This window comes from Enterobacter sp. Lyrl_3 (assembly GCF_051948675.1).
GTDB lineage: Bacteria > Pseudomonadota > Gammaproteobacteria > Enterobacterales > Enterobacteriaceae > Enterobacter > Enterobacter cloacae.
Genome location: NZ_JAYJLI010000026.1, coordinates 1 through 20,722 on the forward strand (window position 1 = coordinate 1; position 20,722 = coordinate 20,722).

The 20,722-nt window shown below is 55.6% G+C and carries 18 protein-coding genes, 1 pseudogene and 1 riboswitch; of the genes and pseudogenes, 12 read left to right on the forward strand and 7 right to left on the reverse strand.

The features are described from left to right. Positions 1–260: 260 nt before the first annotated feature. Positions 261–1,850 carry a bifunctional phosphoribosylaminoimidazolecarboxamide formyltransferase/IMP cyclohydrolase gene (gene purH / locus VF709_RS23335; RefSeq protein ID WP_013095020.1) on the forward strand — a complete coding sequence of 530 codons (1,590 nt, stop codon included), beginning with the start codon at positions 261–263 and terminating at the stop codon, positions 1,848–1,850. A 15-nt stretch (positions 1,851–1,865) separates the two neighbouring features. Further along, a complete protein-coding gene (gene purD, locus VF709_RS23340; RefSeq protein ID WP_149897025.1) occupies positions 1,866–3,158 on the forward strand; it encodes a phosphoribosylamine--glycine ligase in 1,293 nt (430 codons plus the stop codon). Positions 3,159–3,204: 46 nt separating this feature from the next. Here the strand turns inward: purD and VF709_RS23345 are convergent, their stop codons facing one another. The 6 genes from VF709_RS23345 to nudC form a co-directional block, all read right to left on the reverse strand. Beyond that, entirely contained in the window at positions 3,205–3,897 is a 693-nt protein-coding gene (locus VF709_RS23345; RefSeq protein WP_023621286.1) for a DUF1481 domain-containing protein, read from the reverse strand. Between the two features lie 11 nt (positions 3,898–3,908). Continuing rightward, positions 3,909–4,181, reverse strand: a complete 273-nt coding sequence (gene hupA / locus VF709_RS23350; RefSeq protein ID WP_002445246.1) for a nucleoid-associated protein HU-alpha — start codon at positions 4,179–4,181, stop codon at positions 3,909–3,911. Between the two features lie 186 nt (positions 4,182–4,367). Then, positions 4,368–4,958, reverse strand: a complete 591-nt coding sequence (locus tag VF709_RS23355) for a YjaG family protein (RefSeq protein ID WP_013095017.1) — start codon at positions 4,956–4,958, stop codon at positions 4,368–4,370. A 44-nt stretch (positions 4,959–5,002) separates the two neighbouring features. Next, the gene (gene nfi / locus VF709_RS23360; RefSeq protein WP_013095016.1) at positions 5,003–5,671 is read right to left on the reverse strand and encodes a deoxyribonuclease V; all 669 of its coding nucleotides are present in this window, start codon (positions 5,669–5,671) and stop codon (positions 5,003–5,005) included. 9 nt (positions 5,672–5,680) lie between these two features. Then, positions 5,681–6,745 carry a uroporphyrinogen decarboxylase gene (gene hemE, locus VF709_RS23365; protein WP_038418433.1) on the reverse strand — a complete coding sequence of 355 codons (1,065 nt, stop codon included), beginning with the start codon at positions 6,743–6,745 and terminating at the stop codon, positions 5,681–5,683. 40 nt (positions 6,746–6,785) lie between these two features. Beyond that, on the reverse strand, positions 6,786–7,559 hold the full coding sequence (gene nudC, locus VF709_RS23370; protein ID WP_013095014.1) for an NAD(+) diphosphatase: 774 nt from the start codon (positions 7,557–7,559) through the stop codon (positions 6,786–6,788). A gap of 95 nt (positions 7,560–7,654) precedes the next feature. Between nudC and VF709_RS23375 the strand changes: the two genes are divergently transcribed. The 10 genes and pseudogenes from VF709_RS23375 (at position 7,655) to VF709_RS23420 (ending at position 16,399) form a co-directional block, all read left to right on the forward strand. Beyond that, the gene (locus VF709_RS23375; protein ID WP_013095013.1) at positions 7,655–8,152 is read left to right on the forward strand and encodes an Rsd/AlgQ family anti-sigma factor; all 498 of its coding nucleotides are present in this window, start codon (positions 7,655–7,657) and stop codon (positions 8,150–8,152) included. 54 nt (positions 8,153–8,206) lie between these two features. Beyond that, positions 8,207–8,316, forward strand: a riboswitch (TPP riboswitch). A gap of 79 nt (positions 8,317–8,395) precedes the next feature. Beyond that, positions 8,396–10,291, forward strand: coding sequence for a phosphomethylpyrimidine synthase ThiC (gene thiC / locus VF709_RS23380; RefSeq protein WP_020684620.1), 1,896 nt, complete (start codon positions 8,396–8,398; stop codon positions 10,289–10,291). Continuing rightward, positions 10,291–10,926 (forward strand): thiamine phosphate synthase, encoded by a 636-nt coding sequence (thiE, locus tag VF709_RS23385; RefSeq protein ID WP_013095011.1) that lies wholly within the window; start codon positions 10,291–10,293, stop codon positions 10,924–10,926. Before thiC ends, thiE begins: the two co-directional genes overlap by 1 nt. Next, positions 10,919–11,674: a HesA/MoeB/ThiF family protein gene (locus VF709_RS23390; protein WP_038418427.1), complete on the forward strand. Its 756-nt coding sequence runs from the start codon at positions 10,919–10,921 to the stop codon at positions 11,672–11,674. The genes thiE and VF709_RS23390 overlap by 8 nt, the downstream gene beginning before the upstream one ends. After that, positions 11,658–11,858: a sulfur carrier protein ThiS gene (thiS, locus tag VF709_RS23395; protein ID WP_013095009.1), complete on the forward strand. Its 201-nt coding sequence runs from the start codon at positions 11,658–11,660 to the stop codon at positions 11,856–11,858. The genes VF709_RS23390 and thiS overlap by 17 nt, the downstream gene beginning before the upstream one ends. A 1-nt stretch (position 11,859) precedes the next feature. Continuing rightward, positions 11,860–12,630, forward strand: a complete 771-nt coding sequence (gene thiG / locus VF709_RS23400; RefSeq protein WP_038418425.1) for a thiazole synthase — start codon at positions 11,860–11,862, stop codon at positions 12,628–12,630. Then, complete coding sequence (gene thiH, locus VF709_RS23405) at positions 12,627–13,760, forward strand: 2-iminoacetate synthase ThiH (protein ID WP_029883060.1); 1,134 nt, start codon at positions 12,627–12,629, stop codon at positions 13,758–13,760. The genes thiG and thiH overlap by 4 nt, the downstream gene beginning before the upstream one ends. Before the next feature lie 326 nt (positions 13,761–14,086). Then, positions 14,087–15,627 (forward strand): annotated as a pseudogene (locus tag VF709_RS23410) (sensor domain-containing diguanylate cyclase). Between the two features lie 146 nt (positions 15,628–15,773). Next, positions 15,774–16,082 (forward strand): PTS sugar transporter subunit IIB, encoded by a 309-nt coding sequence (locus VF709_RS23415; RefSeq protein ID WP_023334100.1) that lies wholly within the window; start codon positions 15,774–15,776, stop codon positions 16,080–16,082. Next, positions 16,082–16,399: a PTS lactose/cellobiose transporter subunit IIA gene (locus VF709_RS23420; RefSeq protein WP_020684626.1), complete on the forward strand. Its 318-nt coding sequence runs from the start codon at positions 16,082–16,084 to the stop codon at positions 16,397–16,399. Before VF709_RS23415 ends, VF709_RS23420 begins: the two co-directional genes overlap by 1 nt. Before the next feature lie 57 nt (positions 16,400–16,456). Here VF709_RS23420 and rpoC read toward each other — a convergent pair whose 3' ends face one another. Next, positions 16,457–20,680, reverse strand: a complete 4,224-nt coding sequence (rpoC, locus tag VF709_RS23425; protein WP_013095003.1) for a DNA-directed RNA polymerase subunit beta' — start codon at positions 20,678–20,680, stop codon at positions 16,457–16,459. Between the last annotated feature and the right edge of the window lie 42 nt (positions 20,681–20,722).

Genomic DNA, 20,722 nt, shown 5'->3' on the forward strand with positions numbered 1-20,722 from the left:
AGTTCTCCGCAGGCCGCAACCGCTAAATGACAGAAAAATGACTGACTGCTGCATTCCCCAGCAAAACCCCGCCTTATACCTTTTTACACACAGAGTTATCCACAGCGATGCGAAAAAGTGAAAATTCGCGAGCGTTGCGCAAACGTTTTCGTTAAAATGCTCGCGCTTAACAAGGATGCCTCGTCAGGTGTGTTAGATGAGTTTTTCGCTGGAAAATTCATCTAACGCTCTCTGTAATCGTGAAATCCAGGGGATTTACCATGCAACAACGTCGTCCAGTCCGCCGCGCTCTGCTCAGTGTTTCTGATAAAGCCGGTATCGTCGAATTCGCTCAGGCACTTTCTGCACGTGGTGTAGAGCTGCTGTCCACAGGTGGTACCGCACGCCTGTTAGCAGATAAAGGTCTGCCGGTAACCGAAGTGTCCGATTACACCGGTTTCCCGGAAATGATGGATGGACGCGTCAAAACCCTGCACCCGAAAGTCCACGGCGGCATTCTGGGTCGTCGCGGTCAGGATGATGCCATTATGGAACAGCATGATATCGCGCCAATTGATATGGTTGTCGTTAACCTTTATCCGTTCGCCCAAACCGTGGCGCGTGAAGGCTGCTCTCTGGAAGACGCCGTAGAGAATATTGATATCGGCGGACCGACGATGGTGCGCTCCGCGGCCAAGAACCATAAAGACGTGGCCATTGTGGTGAAGAGCAGCGACTACTCCGCCATTATTAATGAAATGGATGCGAACGAAGGGTCACTGACTCTGGACACCCGTTTCGACCTCGCGATTAAAGCATTCGAACACACCGCCGCGTACGACAGCATGATCGCCAACTACTTCGGTAGCCTGGTGCCGGCTTACCACGGCGAAAGCAAAGATCCTTCCGGCCGCTTCCCACGCACGCTGAATCTGAACTTCATCAAGAAGCAGGATATGCGTTATGGCGAGAACAGCCACCAGCAGGCAGCCTTCTATATAGAAGAAGAAGTAAAAGAAGCTTCTGTCGCCACCGCCCAGCAGGTTCAGGGCAAAGCGCTCTCTTATAACAATATTGCCGATACCGATGCCGCACTGGAGTGTGTGAAAGAGTTCAATGAGCCTGCCTGCGTTATTGTGAAGCACGCGAACCCCTGCGGCGTAGCGGTCAGTACTTCTATCCTGGACGCTTACGATCGCGCCTATAAAACTGACCCAACCTCTGCCTTCGGTGGCATTATCGCGTTTAACCGTGAACTGGATGCCGAAACCGCACAGGCCATTATCTCTCGTCAGTTTGTTGAAGTGATCATCGCGCCATCTGCGTCTGAAGAAGCGCTGAAAATCACCGCCGCGAAACAGAACGTGCGCGTGCTGGTTTGCGGCCAGTGGGCAGAGCGCGTGCCGGGTCTTGATTTCAAACGTGTAAATGGTGGGCTGCTGGTTCAGGATCGCGATTTGGGCATGGTGACAGCCGCTGACCTGCGCGTCGTCACCAAACGTCAGCCAACCGAACAGGAACTGCGTGATGCGCTGTTCTGCTGGAAAGTGGCGAAGTTCGTGAAATCCAACGCCATTGTCTATGCCAAAGAGAACATGACCATCGGGATAGGTGCAGGCCAGATGAGCCGCGTTTACTCTGCGAAAATTGCCGGTATCAAAGCAGGCGACGAAGGCCTGGAAGTAAAAGGTTCTGCCATGGCGTCTGACGCCTTCTTCCCGTTCCGTGACGGTATTGATGCGGCCGCCGCTGTGGGTATCACCTGTGTGATCCAGCCTGGCGGTTCTATCCGTGACGATGAAGTCATTGCCGCTGCCGACGAACACGGCATTGCGATGATCTTCACCGATATGCGTCACTTCCGTCATTAATTCCCGGAGCAGAAAATGAAAGTATTAGTGATTGGTAACGGCGGGCGCGAGCACGCGCTGGCGTGGAAAGCGGCGCAGTCTCCGCTGGTTGAAACCGTTTTTGTGGCTCCGGGTAATGCGGGTACGGCGCTGGAACCTGCGCTGCAGAACGTCGCCATCGGCGTGACCGATATCCCCGCGCTGCTGAGCTTTGCCCAGAACGAGAAAATCGATCTCACCATCGTCGGCCCGGAAGCGCCACTGGTGATTGGCGTCGTTGACGCGTTCCGTGCCGCAGGTCTGAAAATCTTCGGCCCGACGGAAGGCGCAGCACAACTGGAAGGGTCTAAAGCCTTTACCAAGGATTTCCTTGCGCGTCATAACATCCCGACGGCGGAATACCAGAACTTCACCGAAGTCGAGCCCGCGCTGGCTTACTTACGTGAAAAAGGCGCGCCGATTGTGATCAAAGCCGACGGTCTGGCTGCCGGTAAAGGTGTTATCGTCGCGATGACGCTCGAAGAAGCCGAAGCAGCCGTACAGGATATGCTGGCAGGCAATGCCTTTGGCGACGCGGGCCACCGCATCGTGATTGAAGAGTTCCTTGATGGCGAAGAGGCGAGCTTTATCGTGATGGTGGATGGCGAACACGTTCTGCCGATGGCCACCAGCCAGGACCATAAGCGCGTGGGCAATGCGGATACCGGGCCGAATACCGGCGGTATGGGCGCTTACTCCCCTGCCCCTGTGGTGACGGATGAAGTGCATCAGCGCACCATGGACCGAATCATCTGGCCAACCGTAAAAGGAATGGCTGCCGAGGGTAACACTTACACCGGTTTCCTCTATGCGGGCCTGATGATTGACAAGCAGGGCAATCCGAAGGTGATCGAATTTAACTGCCGCTTCGGCGATCCCGAAACTCAGCCAATCATGCTGCGCATGAAATCTGACCTGGTGGAGCTGTGCCTGGCCGCATGCGACGGCAAGCTGGATGAGAAAACCTCAGAGTGGGATGAACGCGCGTCTCTGGGCGTGGTGATTGCTGCGGGCGGTTATCCTGGCCACTACAACACCGGAGATGAGATCAATGGCCTGCCGTTGGAAGAAACCGAAGGTGCCAAGGTGTTCCACGCCGGAACGAAACTGGCTGACGACGATCGCGTACTGACCAACGGTGGCCGCGTGCTGTGTGCCACCGCGCTGGGCCATACCGTTGCCGAAGCGCAGAAGCGCGCTTATGCCCTGATGGCGGATATCCACTGGAACGGTAGCTTTAGCCGTCAGGATATCGGTTATCGTGCGATTGCACGTGAGCAAGGGGAGTAATCCCCCCTCATTCTAACCCTCTCCCTGAAGGGAGAGGGGATTTACGTCAAAAACTCTTTTCTGTCGGCTGCCAGGTGCAGAAATCTTCGTTCGCCACCAGCAACAGCTGAGAGCCTTCAGGCGCTTCAAGCCACGCCACACTCACTTCCATTGATGAATGACGCTGACGGCGCTGTATATGTTCGGTTGCCCAGGATTCAAGATCAGGTTTGACTGTCTGCCCTTCGCAGGTAGTGACCGTACCATCGGTATGCCAGCGCCCCTGGCGCAGCACCACGCGTCCCTGACGCAGCGCATCGCTGGTCTGGCGGATTTGTCCGGCACGATAACGATAGAGAGCAACCTGATCGCTGGAGAGTTGCTGTTTTTGACCGTTGACTTCACGCTGCATAAAGCTCAGCTCGCCGTGATCATCAAACCGCACTTTTACATGTTCGGGGGTTTTGCCGTAGATATTGAGTTCGATGAATGACAGGTCGTCTCCCTGCCAGCGATACTCTGCAGTCGATGTATTGCCGTTATGCCACGGGCTAAAAGCGGAAAGCAGATGCACTTCACCACCAGAATCTTTACGCCAGATCCTCACCGCTCCCTGGTTGTCAGCGTAACCGCTGGCGGTAAACGGTGGTAAAGAGGTGTCATGGCTACAGGCGGAAAGCAGTAACACGCCCGCCAGCGCAAGCGCGCCACGCCAGAATGACAAAAGGGGCGTTGCCGCCCCTTCGTTAAAACTGTTCACTGCCACGCGTCTTACTTAACTGCGTCTTTCAGTGCTTTACCAGAAACAAATGCCGGCACGTTAGCTGCGGCGATTTTGATTTCTTTACCGGTCTGCGGGTTGCGGCCAGTACGCTCAGCGCGGTGGTTCACTTTGAAGGTACCGAAACCAACCAGTTGTACAGCATCGCCTTCTTTCAGAGACTCAGTAATAGCAGCCAGGGTAGATTCCAGAGCAGCTTTAGCCTGCACTTTAGACAGATCAGCCTTGTCCGCAATTACATCAATCAGTTGAGTCTTGTTCATAAGTTATCCTTTCAATGTGTTTATCGCTTGCTAAGCATCGAGTGCGACGAAAATGCCAAAATAGCACTCTCCTGCATACACGCACCGATAGCCACTTTTTTTCGCCCCCCAAATGTAGACCAGACGGGGGGCAGAAGGGAAGAGTCGAGGTGCGACAAAACAGGCGTTAAATCACGTTTTGTTGTCTCATTGGTTAAAAATTATACCAATATTACTCTCGCCGGCCTCACGCAAGTCCGCACGCAGCCCTTTTATCAGCTCAATATCGCGTTCTTCACACTCTGCCAGCAGGCGGAAAATCTCCCACTGAATATCCCATTCCTGTTCAACAGCAGGGTTAGCCCGCAGCTCTTCGTCGGTCATTTCACGGCCTGCCTGGGTCATTTCCAGCATCGCTACGGTCGTAATGGATGCCTTACTGACTTCAATAGCGTGCTCCAGCGTTTCACCGCTCAGACGAGAGTGAATCAGTTCGCTTAACGCTACGCAGGCATCAATTGCCGGATAGACACCGTACAGATCAAAATCATCCGCCACCGGAATAGCCTCTTCGAGCTTTTCCAGCTGAGAGTCGAAGTTCACCTTTGCGTCTTTGACCGTCAGCGTTTCCCAGATGAGGTCGAGGATCCGGCGATAAATATGGCCATCACCAAACTCCGTCTGCTTGCAGAACGCGGCGTAGTTCGGATACATGCGCTCGCACAGGCAAGCCATAAAGGTGACGTGCTGCCAGCTTTCCAGCTTCTCAAGGCGCAGGTGAATCGGGTTTTGTAGCATGATGAGATCTCGAATCGAAAATTAGCCGCAGTTTACCTGATTCATCACTGAATTTCCTGCCAACGAACAAAAGCCGGACGAGCAGAGGCCACCGCATCTGCCCAGCGCGTGGGCTCAGGTAAACGGTAACCCTTCATACAACGCTGCACCCAGGCCAGGGCGCTGTCCATGCTCACACGGTGCCCGGTTGCGATAAACAGCGGGTTACAGCGCGCTTTACTGCGCCAGACCCATGCCAGTTGCTCACCCTTATCGATAAGCGGCGCCAGCGCGCCCGGCTCGGCGGAGAGCGGCTCAAATGCACCGCACAGGCGTTTTTTGGCCACACCGATGGTGGGTACATCCACCAGCAGACCAAAGTGGCTGGCAACGCCTAAGCGACGCGGGTGAGAGATACCGTGTCCATCAACAAACAGCAGATCGGGTTTTTGCGAGAGTTGCTCCCACGCTGCGAGCAGCGCGGGGTATTCACGGAAGGAGAGAAAGCCCGGTATGTACGGCATGGTGGTGGCGATACGCGCCACTTTGTACTCCACCAGCTCAAGTGAGGGATACTTCAGCAGCACCATCGCCGCTCGCGTCACTTCACCGCCCTGCTCAAACCCGACATCCGCACCGCCTATATACTGCGGGGGATCCTTATCCAGACGATCCTCGCGGATCACGGATGAAGCCAGTTCTATCTGTTGAGCGCGTAATGACGCGAGATCCATAACCACTCCTTATTTGTGATATTGCGCAGAAAGTCGGTGCACCGCCTCCACAAACGCGCCAGCGTGCTCTGGCGGAACGTCCTGATGGATACCGTGCCCGAGGTTAAACACGTGCCCTTCCCCCTGGCCAAAGCCAGCCAGAATAGACGCCACCTCTTCTTCAATACGGGCAGGCTGCGCGTAGAGCATGGACGGATCCATATTGCCCTGCAGCGCCACTTTGTCACCCACGCGACGGCGCGCGTCGGCGATATCGGTGGTCCAGTCGAGACCCAGCGCATCGCAGCCAGTCGCCGCCATGGCTTCCAGCCACTGACCGCCGCCTTTGGTGAACAGCGTGACCGGCACACGGCGGCCTTCATTTTCACGCAGCAGGCCATCAACGATTTTGTGCATGTAGTAGAGCGAAAATTGCTGATAATCGCGCCCGGTCAGCACGCCGCCCCAGGTATCGAAAATCATCACCGACTGCGCACCCGCTTTGATCTGCGCGTTCAGATAGAGGGTGACGCTTTTCGCCAGCTTATCGAGTAGCGCATGCAGGGCCAGCGGCTCGGCATACATCATCTTTTTGATTACGGTAAAGGCTTTACTGCTACCGCCTTCAACCATATAGGTCGCCAGCGTCCACGGACTGCCGGAGAAGCCAATCAGCGGGACTTCGCCTTTCAGTTCACGACGAATGGTGCGCACGGCATTCATCACATAGCCCAGCTCCTGTTCAGGATCGGGAACGGGCAGCTTATCAACATCCGCTCTGCTTTTGATTGGGGAAGTGAAACGCGGGCCTTCGCCGGTTTCGAAATAGAGCCCAAGGCCCATCGCATCCGGAATGGTCAGAATGTCCGAAAAGAGAATGGCGGCATCCAGCGGGAAGCGGCGCAGCGGCTGGAGCGTGACTTCACACGCCAGCTCGGCATTTTTGCACAGCGACATAAAATCGCCCGCCTGCGCACGCGTGGCTTTGTACTCTGGCAAATAGCGTCCCGCCTGGCGCATCATCCACACCGGGGTGACATCAACGGGCTGGCGCAGCAGCGCACGCAGATAACGATCGTTTTTCAGTTCGGTCATTTTTGCAGTTCCTTAAGCGTCATGGCCTCAGTGTAACATGTCACTCAGCATCAGCCCGACACATTGCTACGGTATCTTCTATCAGCCGACGGGCGACGGTGCCTGGTGGTGGCAGCAGCGGCAAATCGTCATAACGATACCAGTTCGCCTCCAGCAACTCTTTCTGGTCGATGACAATCTCGCCGCTGTCATAATCGGCCATAAAGGCCGTCATCAGCGACTGCGGGAACGGCCACGGCTGGGAGGTAACATAGCGCAGGTTTTTAACCTTAATCCCGCTCTCTTCCATCACTTCACGCGCCACCGCCTGTTCCAGCGTTTCGCCCACCTCGACGAACCCGGCCAGCACGGTATGAATGCCGTTGCGATGACGGGTATGCTGCGCCAGCAGGATGGAATCGTCACGACGGATAGCGACGATAATGCACGGCGCAATTTGCGGGTAGTAACGCTCACGGCAGTGGCTGCAGAGCATCGCCCACTCGGTTTTACTGGGGTGCATGGTGTGACCACAGTAGCCGCAGTACTTATGCGAACGGTAAAACTCAGCCAGCTGCACACCCCGGCCCGCCAGCTGGAACAAGCCCACATCCTGATCCAGCACCTGACGAACCGATCCCATGTCATTGCGGCGTGGCTGTTGGATCAACCACACGGGTTCACCCTGCCATTCCCCGATCTTCAGCGCGGGCAGGCCGACAAGATCGAATTTTTCTGCTGCGCCATAGGGTATTTCCCCGGCAGGCAACCATAATTTTTGTTCGTGACTGACGATCCACCAACCCAGATCTGATTTTTCAATAATACGATCCATATCTATTGCACTACCTTCGCTTCACTGACATGTTGTTAGCATTGTGGTTACATTTTGGATAAGCAGATTCAATTCTCAACCTTGCGGAGTCAACCATGTTAAACCAGCTAGAGAGCCTGACTGAGCGCGTTAGAGGAAGTAACAAACTGGTGGATCGCTGGCTACATGTGCGCAAGCATCTACTCGTGGCTTATTACAATCTGGTCGGTATTAAGCCTGGCAAAGAATCGTTTATGCGGTTGAATGAAAAAGCGCTGGATGATTTTTGTCAGAGCCTGGTCGACTATCTGTCCGACGGCCATTTCAATATTTATGAACGCATTATCCGCGAAATGGAAGGGACTACACCGTATTTAGCGGCCAGCAAACTCTATCCGCTGCTGGAAGCTAACACCCAGCAGATCATGGATTACTACGATTCCACGCTTGAGAACGCTATCGATCACGATAACTATCTTGAGTTTCAGCAGGCGCTTTCCGACCTCGGCGAAGCGCTGGAAGAGCGATTCACGCTGGAAGATAAGCTGATCGCCCTCGCCCTGGATCACGGCCTGGATGTGAGCCACGAAGATAACGTCGCGCGACCTGCTTGAGTTCTTAATCGTTAACGAGTAATTTACAACCATTCGCCCCTCTGCGGAGGGGGATTTTTCTTGTCGGAGTGCCCAGTGTGCAAGCACGGGCTGAGACCGTTAATTCGGGATCCGCGGAACCTGATCAGGCTAATACCTGCGAAGGGAACAAGAGTCACAATGCTGTTGTATCGCCTCCAGGGCGATCCTCTCTTGCTTCATCCGTCGTCTGACAAGCCATGTCCTTCACTTTTGGAATGAGCTATGTCTACAACAAAACTGACCCGCCGCGAACAGCGCGCACAAGCCCAACACTTCATCGACACTCTGGAAGGCACCGCTTTCCCGAACTCAAAACGCATTTACATCACCGGTTCACAGGCGGATATCCGCGTGCCAATGCGTGAAATCCAGCTTAGCCCGACCCTTATCGGTGGCAGCAAAGCGCACCCGCAGTATGAAGATAACGAAGCCGTTCCGGTGTATGACACTTCCGGTCCGTACGGCGATCCTGCGGTTGCCATTAACGTTCAGCAGGGTCTGGCGAAATTGCGCCAGCCGTGGATTGACGCGCGTAACGACTGCGAAGAGCTCTCTGACCGCAGCTCGGCGTACACCAAAGCGCGTCTGGCCGACGATGGTCTTGATGAGCTGCGCTTCACCGGGTTGCTGACGCCGAAACGCGCGAAAGCAGGTAAATGCGTTACCCAGCTGCACTATGCCCGCCAGGGCATCGTCACGCCGGAGATGGAGTTTATCGCCATTCGTGAAAACATGGGCCGCGAGCGTATCCGCAGCGAGGTGTTACGCCACCAGCATCCGGGAGAAGGCTTCGGGGCACGTCTGCCGGAAAACATCACGCCGGAGTTTGTGCGTGATGAAGTGGCCGCTGGCCGCGCGATTATCCCTGCCAACATCAATCACCCGGAATCTGAACCAATGATCATTGGCCGCAACTTCCTGGTGAAGGTCAACGCCAATATCGGCAACTCAGCCGTGACCTCCTCCATTGAAGAAGAGGTGGAAAAACTGGTCTGGTCGACACGCTGGGGCGCGGACACGGTGATGGACCTCTCCACAGGGCGTTACATCCACGAAACCCGCGAGTGGATCCTGCGCAATAGCCCGGTGCCTATCGGAACGGTGCCCGTTTATCAGGCACTGGAGAAGGTGAACGGTATTGCCGAAGACCTCACCTGGGAAGCCTTTCGCGACACGCTGCTGGAGCAGGCTGAACAGGGAGTCGACTACTTCACCATTCATGCGGGCGTGCTGCTGCGCTACGTGCCGATGACGGCGAAGCGTCTGACCGGTATTGTCTCGCGCGGCGGCTCTATCATGGCCAAATGGTGCCTGTCGCACCATAAGGAAAACTTCCTCTACGAACACTTCCGCGAGATCTGTGAAATCTGTGCCGCGTACGATGTCTCCCTGTCGCTGGGCGACGGCCTGCGTCCGGGCTCCATTCGTGATGCCAACGACGAAGCGCAGTTTGCCGAACTGCATACCCTGGGTGAGCTGACCAAAATCGCCTGGGAGTATGACGTGCAGGTGATGATTGAAGGCCCGGGACACGTGCCAATGCAGATGATCCGTCGCAACATGACCGAAGAGCTGGAGCACTGCCACGAAGCGCCATTCTATACCCTGGGGCCGTTGACCACGGATATCGCTCCGGGCTATGACCACTTCACCTCCGGGATTGGTGCGGCGATGATCGGCTGGTTCGGCTGCGCCATGCTCTGCTATGTGACGCCGAAAGAGCACCTCGGCCTGCCCAACAAAGAGGATGTGAAGCAGGGGCTGATCACCTACAAAATCGCCGCCCACGCCGCGGACCTGGCCAAAGGCCACCCTGGCGCGCAAATCCGCGACAACGCCATGTCGAAGGCGCGCTTTGAATTCCGCTGGGAAGACCAGTTCAACCTGGCGCTCGATCCTTTCACTGCCCGCGCGTATCACGATGAAACCCTGCCGCAGGAGTCGGGCAAAGTGGCGCATTTCTGCTCCATGTGCGGGCCAAAATTCTGCTCGATGAAAATCAGCCAGGAAGTCCGTGACTACGCCGCCGCGCAAACCATTGAAGTGGGTATGGCGGATATGTCAGAAACCTTCCGCGCGAAGGGCGGCGAAATCTACCTCAAAAAAGAGGAGGCGTAATGTATCAGCCTGATTTCCCTTGCGTTCCCTTCCGTTTAGGGCTCTATCCGGTGGTGGACAGCGTAGCGTGGATCGAACGCCTGCTGGCGTGCGGCGTTCGCACAATCCAGCTGCGCATTAAGGATAAACGTGATGACGAGGTGGAGGCCGATGTGGTCGCCGCCATCGCGCTGGGGCGTCGCTACGACGCGCGCCTGTTTATCAACGACTACTGGCGACTGGCCGTTAAGCACCAGGCGTACGGTGTGCATCTGGGTCAGGAGGACCTGGAAACAACGGACCTGAGCGCTATCCGGGACGCTGGATTAAGACTGGGGGTGTCAACACACGACGACATGGAGATCGACGTGGCGCTGGCGGCTCGCCCTTCGTACATCGCACTTGGCCATGTTTTTCCGACGCAGACCAAACAGATGCCCTCTGCCCCACAGGGGCTGACGCAGCTGGCGGCGCACGTTAAACGCCTTGCCGATTACCCTACCGTCGCGATCGGTGGGATCAGCCTGGAACGCGCTCCTGCCGTGCTGGATACCGGTGTCGGCAGTATCGCTGTCGTCAGCGCCATTACCCAGGCGGCAGACTGGCAGGCCGCCACCGCACAGCTGTTAAAGCTGGCAGGAGCAGGCGATGAATGATCGTGATTTTATGCGCTACAGCCGCCAGATCCTGCTGGAGGATATTGCCATTGACGGGCAGCAAAAGCTGCTCGCCAGCCGGGTCCTGATTGTTGGTCTGGGCGGATTAGGCGCTCCTGCCGCGCTCTATCTGGCAGGCGCGGGCGTGGGCACGCTGGTTCTGGCCGATGACGACGAGGTACATATCAGTAACCTGCAGCGACAAATCCTCTTCACCACGGAGGATGTTAACCAGCCCAAAGCGCAAATCACCCGCAAAAGGCTGAAGCAGTTGAACCCGGACATCACGCTCATCGCGCACCAGGAGCGACTCCACGGCGACACTCTGCAGCGCGAAGTCGCCCTTGCTGATGCGGTGCTGGACTGCACCGACAATATGGCGACCCGCCAGGCCATTAACGCCGCCTGCGTGGCACAGAATACGCCGCTTATCACCGCCAGTGCGGTCGGTTTCGGCGGGCAGATGATGGTGCTGACCCCGCCCTGGGCGCAGGGCTGTTATCGCTGCCTGTGGCCGGATGATGCCGAGCCGGAGCGCAACTGCCGCACCGCGGGCATACTGGGCCCGGTGGTAGGCGTGATGGGGACCCTGCAGGCGCTGGAAGCCATTAAATTGCTCAGCGGTATGGAAACAGAGCGCAATACGCTGCGGCTGTTTGATGCCCGCTCCAGCGGCTGGCGTCATCTGGCACTGCACCGCGCCAGCCACTGTCCGGTGTGCGGAGGCTGCAATGCGCATTCTGTTTAATGATGAGCCGATGAAATGCGATGACGGTCTCACCGTTGCCGCGCTACTCGAGAAGCTGCGCCAGCTCAAGCCGGGAACGGCGCTGGCGCTTAATCAACAGATCCTGCCGCGTGAGCAGTGGGAACATCAGCAGGTGAGCGAAGGCGACCAGATCCTGCTGTTTCAGGTTATCGCCGGGGGCTGAGATGTTACGTATTGCTGATAAAGTCTTTGATTCACATCTGTTTACCGGGACCGGAAAATTCGCCTCGCCGCAGCTGATGGTGGATGCCATCCGTGAAAGCGGCAGCCAGCTGGTGACGCTGGCGCTCAAGCGCGTCGATCTGCGCCATCACAGCGACGCCATTCTGGCACCGTTGCTGGATGCTGACGTTACCCTGCTGCCCAATACCTCCGGTGCGAAAACGGCTGAAGAAGCGATTTTTGCGGCTCAGCTGGCCCGTGAAGCGCTGGGTACCCACTGGCTGAAACTGGAAATACATCCGGATGCGCGCTGGCTGTTGCCCGACCCCATCGAAACGTTAAAAGCGGCCGAAAAGCTGGTGCAGCAAGGCTTTACCGTTCTGCCCTACTGCGGGGCCGATCCCGTGCTGTGTAAACGGCTGGAAGAGGTCGGCTGCGCTGCCGTCATGCCGCTGGGTGCCCCGATTGGTTCTAATCAGGGACTGGAGACCCGCGCCATGCTGGAGATCATCATTGAGCAAGCCACCGTGCCGGTGGTGGTGGATGCAGGCATTGGCGTGCCCAGCCATGCCGCCCAGGCGCTGGAGATGGGAGCAAGTGCCGTGCTGGTGAACACGGCCATTGCGGTCGCCGACGACCCCATCAGGATGGCCCGTGCGTTCCGCATGGCCGTGGAGGCTGGCTTGCTGGCACGAGAGTCTGGCCCGGGAATGCGCAGTTTTCAGGCACAGGCCACCAGCCCGTTGACCGGGTTTCTGGAGGCGCTCTCATGACCACCTTTACCGACCGCTGGCGGCAGCTTAACTGGGACGATATTGCCCTGCGTATCAACAGTAAAACGCAGGCTGATGTAGAGCGCGCCTTACAAGCCCGTCACCTGTCCCGCGACGATATGATGGCCCTGCTCTCTCCGGCGGCGAGCACCTTTCTTGAGCCGATGGCCCAGCGCGCTCAGAGGCTCACCCGCCAGCGTTTTGGCAACACGGTGAGCTTTTACGTACCGCTCTACCTCTCTAACCTGTGCGCGAATGACTGCACCTACTGCGGCTTCTCCATGAGCAACCGCATCAAGCGGAAAACACTCGATGAGAGCGAAATCGCCCGTGAGTGTGCCGCCATCCGTGAAATGGGTTTTGAGCATCTCCTGCTGGTCACGGGTGAACATCAGAGCAAAGTCGGGATGGACTATTTTCGACAGCACCTTCCGGCCATTCGCCGTCAGTTCGCGTCGCTACAGATGGAGGTTCAACCCCTGTCGCAGGAGGAATACGCGGAGCTTAAAACCCTCGGGCTGGACGGAGTGATGGTGTATCAGGAAACCTACCACGAGGCGACGTATGCCCGGCATCACCTGAAGGGAAAGAAACAGGATTTCTTCTTCCGGCTGGAGACCCCGGACAGGCTGGGCCGGGCCGGGATCGACAAAATCGGTCTGGGCGCGCTGATTGGGCTGTCAGATAGCTGGCGAGTGGATTGCTACATGGTAGCGGAACACCTGCTATGGCTGCAGCAGCACTACTGGCAAAGCCGTTACTCCATCTCTTTCCCACGCTTGCGACCGTGTACGGGAGGTGTTGAACCCGCCTCGGTGATGGACGAACGTCAGCTGGTCCAGGCCATCTGTGCGTTTCGCCTGCTTGCCCCGGAGGTTGAATTATCCCTCTCGACGCGTGAATCTCCTGCGTTTCGTGACCGCGTGATCCCGCTTGCGATTAACAACGTCAGTGCGTTCTCCAAAACGCAGCCAGGGGGCTACGCCGATGACCATCCGGAGCTGGAACAATTCGCGCCACATGATGGTCGACGGCCAGAAGCGGTTGCCGCCGCCCTGACCGCGCAGGGGTTACAACCAGTCTGGAAAGACTGGGATAGTTGGCTGGGAAGAGCCTCGCAAATGCGTTGAAACGCACTGCAAGCCGTTAAAAAATTGTCGAGGCGCTCTGGAGAGTCACAACCGCACGATTGTCATCTATCGTCCGGTTTTTTATTGTCATGCCGTCAGCAACGGAAGCTGACCAGGGCGAAAAGCTTCTTCCTCGTTTCGCCCTGCCTCTGATTCATTGCACACGCCGCCCGCCAGTGAATGAGTATTTTCTTAATGGTTCTTAAGATAAATCATCTCATCTGAAACTGTGTTCCGTATAATTCACAGCTAACCGCAGGACAGCGACTATGCTGAGAGGATATCGGCAGACGAAAAAACTCACCATCAGGATTGATGTACAACTCATGGCACTTCACAGCAGAAAGCTCTCTTTTACCCGACCCATTATGCTCAGCTTTGCTGGGATCCTGTGCAGTTTTGCGCTGATCGCGGTCGTGGTTACCCTTTCACAACAAAAAGATTTTCTTGAGGATTATCATAAGATTAATGGTAACTTCACCCACAACCTGGCGGTGAACTACACCGAATCTATCCTGCGTGAAAACGACTATATCCTTGGGCGTTCGGCGCTCTATTTTGCACGCAACGACACGCTGAACGAGATGCTGAACGTCAATCCGTCTCAGGGGCTACAGATGTTGATGCATCTACAGAACCTGATGCCGACCGTCTCTTCCATTTCTCTGACAGACACCCAGGGCCGTTATCTGCGCGCGCCGGAGGTACTTCCCACGGAAAGAGCAAAACCTTCGATCCCCGGACGCGTCCATGGTTCATCGCCCAGGCGGAAGCCAGCATCTTCAGCCACTATACCCGCCCCTACATGGACTATTTTACCGGGCATCCCACGGTCACTCTTTATAAGCCGTTGATTTCGCCGGAAGGACGGCTCAAGGGTACAATAGCATTTCATCTCGATTTGACCTCCATGGGGTTTACCCTTCGTCAGATGGTAGCGCCTGTACAAGGGGAATTCTTTGTTGTCGAACGCGACGGTGCCGTGGTGCTTCACCCTGATCCGGGCGCGCTCTTCAAGCAATACGTGAGCGAAGCGCTGATGGACAAAATGACCAGCGGCGAAGGCCATCTGTATGATAAGAAAACCAAAGCCTGGTATTACTACTACTCCTTCACCAACCCGGACTGGTTTGTCATCTACCGGGTTTCGGGCGCAACGCTCACCGACATTACCCGCCATGAGACCACTATCGTCGGCTGGGGTTTTGCGCTGGCGGCCATCATTATCATCCTCTTCGGTCTGTACCTGCGCCATGAGTCGCGTACCGTGCTGATGACGATTATCAACGCCATCAAAACCGGCGACGTCAACCAGGCTCCGCGTCTGGAAGCGATGCTTAGCCATACCATCCAGTCCAATAAAGCGCGTGAGATGGCCTATGTGCGCCAGGCCACCCATGATGCACTCACCGGCTGCAAAAACCGCCGGGCATTTGATAGCGATGTGGATGAGCTACTCAGTGCCCACCAGCCTTTCGCCCTGGCGCTGATTGACATCGACAACTTTAAATCGATTAACGACACCTGGGGTCACCTGAGCGGTGATATTGTCCTGCGTAACGTGGCGCGTGAAGGGATCCAGATAATGCAGCCGCATAACGTCTCGGTTTACCGCTACGGTGGAGAAGAGTTCGCAGTGATTTTCCAGGCTGACCAGATCGCTAGCGCATTCTCGTTACTGGACGCGTGGCGTACCGCCGTTGAAAAACGCGTCTGGCGGGAAGAAAACCTGCGGGTAACGTTCAGTGCTGGTCTGGGAGAATGGCATTTCGAACCGCTGGAGGAGCTGGTGGGGAGCGTAGATAACGCCCTCTACAGCGCGAAGCAGCAGGGAAAAAACCGCATTATTCGAACGTCCGTCGGCTGATTTTCGCTGCCCGGCGCAAAATTGTAACCGGTTTCAGAAAAATGCCGATTTCTTTGTGATGCCTGACACACAATCACCGTAAAGCGGTTGTTGAAGCAGTCTGCACGGGATAATTATCAATAAACACATGTAGATCGAGGCTGATTATGAAGAACATCGTTTTATGCTGTGCAGCGGGAATGTCAACGAGCATGCTGGTTCAACGTATGAAAGACGCCGCGCAGAAAAAAGGGGTTGAAGTCACCATTAAAGCCGTTCCGGTCGCGGAATTTAAAGACAACATCGCGACGGCCGACATCGTATTACTGGGGCCACAGGTTAAATACGAGCAGGCGAAACTTCAGGCCCAGGCCGAGCCGCTGGGTAAAAAGGTCGCGGTGATCGACATGATGGATTACGGCATGATGAAAGGTGATGCCGTACTGGAAAAAGCGCTCAAACTGCTGGAGTCATAATGGAAGACTTAGAAACGACAATCATGGAACTGCTGGTCAACGCGGGTGCGGCGCGCAGTGCTGCCCTGACGGCATTACAGATGGCGCGTAAAGGTGACTTTGACGGGGCCGAAAAGGCGATGGAAGAGTCGCGCGAGTATGTGAAGCATGCGCACACCATCCAGACACAGCTTATTGGTCTTGATGAAGGCACCGGGAAGCTTCCGGTTAACCTGATTACCGTTCACTCTCAGGATCACCTGATGAACGCGATGGTGATCCAGGATCTGGCGGGCGATATGATTGAGCTTTATCGACGCATACCGTTGCTGAATTAAAAGCTACAGCTGTAAAAAAACCCGCCGAGGCGGGTTTTTTATTTACGGCATCAACGATTACTCGTTGTCGGAACCGCCCAGACCTGCGTTCAGCAGCTCTGCCAGGCTCGCGGATGCATCTTCAGCAGTCACCTGCGGTGCAGCTGGCAGTTCGCCTGCAGCACGACGACGCATACGATCCTGATGGTACGCATAACCGGTACCCGCCGGGATCAGACGACCCACGATAACGTTCTCTTTCAGACCGCGCAGTTCATCACGTTTACCTGCAACAGCGGCTTCGGTCAGGACACGAGTGGTTTCCTGGAACGATGCTGCAGAGATGAAGGACTCGGTTGCCAGAGACGCTTTGGTGATACCCAGCAGATCGCGCGAGAAGGTCGCACCGATTTTGCCGTTCGCTTCCAGTTCGCGGTTAGCGATCTTGACGCGTGAGTACTCAACCTGCTCGCCTTCCAGGAACTCGGAGCTGCCCGCGTTCTCGATGGTCGCTTTACGCAGCATCTGACGAACGATAACTTCGATGTGTTTATCGTTAATCTTAACGCCCTGCAGACGGTATACGTCCTGTACTTCGTTAACAATGTAACGCGTAACAGCATGCACACCACGCAGACGCAGGATGTCGTGCGGCGCTTCTGGACCGTCGGAAACCACGTCACCACGTTCTACGCGTTCACCTTCGAACACGTTGAGCTGACGCCACTTAGGAATCATCTCTTCGTACGGCTCGCTGCCATCTACCGGGGTGATAACCAGACGGCGTTTACCTTTGGTCTCTTTACCGAAGGAGATGATACCGCTGATTTCAGCCAGGATTGCCGGCTCTTTCGGACGACGTGCTTCGAACAGGTCCGCAACGCGTGGCAGACCACCGGTGATGTCCTTGGTACCGCCGGATTCCTGAGGAATACGCGCCAGGGTGTCACCAGAGCTGATCTGTACGCCATCTTCCAGCTGTACAATCGCTTTACCAGGCAGGAAGTACTGCGCAGGCATATCGGTACCAGGGATCAGAACGTCGTTACCCTGAGCATCAACGATTTTCAGTGCAGGACGCAGATCTTTACCGCCGGTAGTACGTTCAGCAGAATCCAGAACTACCAGAGAAGACAGACCGGTCAGCTCGTCAGTCTGACGAGTAATGGTCTGGCCGTCGATCATGTCAGTGAAGCGGATGAAACCACTCACTTCGGTGATAACTGGCATGGTGTGTGGATCCCAGTTTGCAACGGTTTCACCGCCGGCAACCTGCTCGCCATCACCTTTCGCCATAACAGCACCGTAAGGCACTTTATAGCTCTCTTTGGTACGACCGAATTCGTCGATCAGCTTCAGTTCGGTGTTACGAGAAGTGATAACCAGTTTACCGCTGGAGTTCACAACCGATTTCGCGTTGCTGAGCTTGATGCTACCTTTGTTTTTCACCTGGATGCTGGATTCAGCAGCCGCACGAGATGCCGCACCACCGATGTGGAACGTACGCATCGTCAGCTGTGTACCCGGCTCACCGATGGACTGTGCCGCGATAACGCCGATGGCTTCACCTTTGTTGATGATGTGGCCACGTGCCAGGTCACGACCGTAGCAGTGCGCACATACACCAAAGTCGGTGTCACAGGATACAACGGAACGCACTTTCACGGAGTCAACAGAGTTCGCTTCCAGCAGGTCACACCACTGTTCGTGCAGCAGCGTGTTGCGTGGAACCAGAATGTCTGCGGTACCCGGCTTCAGAATGTCTTCCGCGGTAACACGACCCAGTACGCGATCGCGCAGTGGCTCTTTAACATCACCACCCTCGATAACCGGAGTCATGGTGATACCTTCAAGGGTGCCACAATCGTCTTCGGTCACCACCAGATCCTGCGCAACGTCAACCAGACGACGCGTCAGATAACCGGAGTTCGCTGTTTTCAGTGCGGTATCCGCCAGACCTTTACGCGCACCGTGCGTGGAGATGAAGTACTGGAGTACGTTCAGACCTTCACGGAAGTTCGCGGTGATTGGCGTTTCGATGATGGAGCCATCTGGCTTCGCCATCAGACCACGCATACCTGCCAGCTGACGAATCTGTGCTGCAGAACCACGTGCACCGGAGTCGGCCATCATGTAAATGCTGTTGAAGGAAACCTGCTGCTCTTCTACGCCGTCACGGTTAATCACGGTTTCGGTTTGCAGGTTATCCATCATCGCTTTGGATACACGATCGTTCGCCGCAGCCCAGATATCGATAACTTTGTTGTAGCGTTCGCCCGCGGTTACCAGACCAGACTGGAACTGCTCCTGGATTTCCGCAACTTCAGCTTCTGCTTCAGAGATGATCTCGTGTTTCTTCTCTGGGATGACCATGTCATCGATACCAACAGATGCACCTGAACGCGCTGCATAAGCAAAGCCGGTGTACATTGTCTGGTCAGCGAAGATAACAGTCGGCTTCAGACCCAGAATGCGGTAACAGGTGTTCAGCATTTTGGAGATCGCTTTCTTACCCAGCGCCTGGTTGACGATGGAGAAAGGCAGACCTTTCGGTACGATCATCCACAGAATGGCACGGCCGATAGTCGTGTCTTTCAGGCTGGTTTTCGCAACGAATTCGCCGTTAGCATCTTTTTCGTATTCAGTGATACGCACTTTAACGCGCGCATGCAGAGAGGCCAGGCCAGCGCGATAAATACGCTCAGCTTCTTTCGGGCCAGTCAGCACCATGCCTTCGCCTTTAGCGTTAACACAGTCACGGGTCATGTAGTACAGACCCAATACAACGTCCTGAGAAGGAACGATGATTGGCTCGCCGTTCGCTGGAGACAGGATGTTGTTGGTAGACATCATCAGCGCACGCGCTTCGAGCTGGGCTTCCAGCGTCAGCGGTACGTGAACAGCCATCTGGTCACCATCGAAGTCGGCGTTATACGCCGCACAAACCAGTGGGTGCAGCTGAATAGCTTTACCTTCGATCAGGACTGGCTCAAATGCCTGGATACCCAGACGGTGCAGAGTTGGTGCACGGTTCAGCAGTACCGGGTGTTCGCGGATCACTTCGTCCAGGATATCCCAAACGACAGCTTCTTCACGCTCAACCATTTTCTTAGCGGCTTTGATGGTGGTGGCGAGTCCTCGCAGTTCCAGTTTGCCGTAGATGAATGGTTTGAACAGCTCCAGTGCCATTTTCTTCGGCAGACCGCACTGATGCAGACGCAGGTATGGACCTACGGTGATTACAGAACGACCGGAGTAGTCAACACGCTTACCGAGCAGGTTCTGACGGAAACGACCCTGTTTACCTTTGATCATGTCGGCCAAAGATTTCAGAGGACGTTTGTTAGAACCGGTGATCGCACGACCGCGACGACCGTTATCCAGCAGGGCATCTACCGCTTCCTGCAGCATACGTTTTTCGTTGCGTACGATAATGTCCGGCGCAGCCAGATCCAGCAGACGTTTCAGACGGTTGTTACGGTTGATCACGCGACGATACAGATCGTTCAGATCGGACGTTGCGAAACGACCACCATCCAGCGGAACCAGCGGACGCAGATCTGGCGGCAGAACCGGCAGAACGGTCAGGATCATCCACTCTGGCTTGTTACCAGACTGAACGAACGCTTCCAGCAGTTTGATACGCTTGGTCAGCTTTTTACGCTTGGTTTCGGAGTTGGTTTCGTTCAGCTCTTCACGCAGCTGCTCGCACTCTTGCTCCAGATCCATGCTCTTCAGCAGGGCCTGAATAGCTTCCGCACCCATCTTCGCATCGAATTCGTCACCGAACTCTTCCAGCGCGTCCAGATACTGCTCTTCAGTCAGGATCTGGTGACGTTCCAGGTTCGTCATCCCGCCTTCGATAACCACATAAGATTCGAAGTACAGAACACGTTCGATATCGCGCAGCGGCATATCCAGCAGCAGGCCGATACGGGACGGCAGAGATTTCAGGAACCAGATGTGAGCAGTCGGAGACGCCAGCTCGATGTGGCCCATGCGCTCACGGCGCACTTTGGTCTGGGTCACTTCAACGCCGCACTTCTCACAGATCACACCACGGTGTTTCAGGCGCTTGTACTTACCGCACAGGCACTCGTAATCTTTTACTGGCCCGAAAATACGTGCACAGAAAAGGCCGTCACGCTCAGGTTTGAACGTACGGTAGTTGATGGTTTCCGGCTTTTTAACTTCACCGAAAGACCATGAACGGATCATGTCTGGCGAAGCCAGAGCAATTTTGATCGCATCAAACTCTTCGGTTTTAGTTTGCGCTTTCAGAAACTTTAATAAGTCTTTCACGGATTTGCTCCCGTCGGAGTTAGCACACTCTGCTGTCGGGCG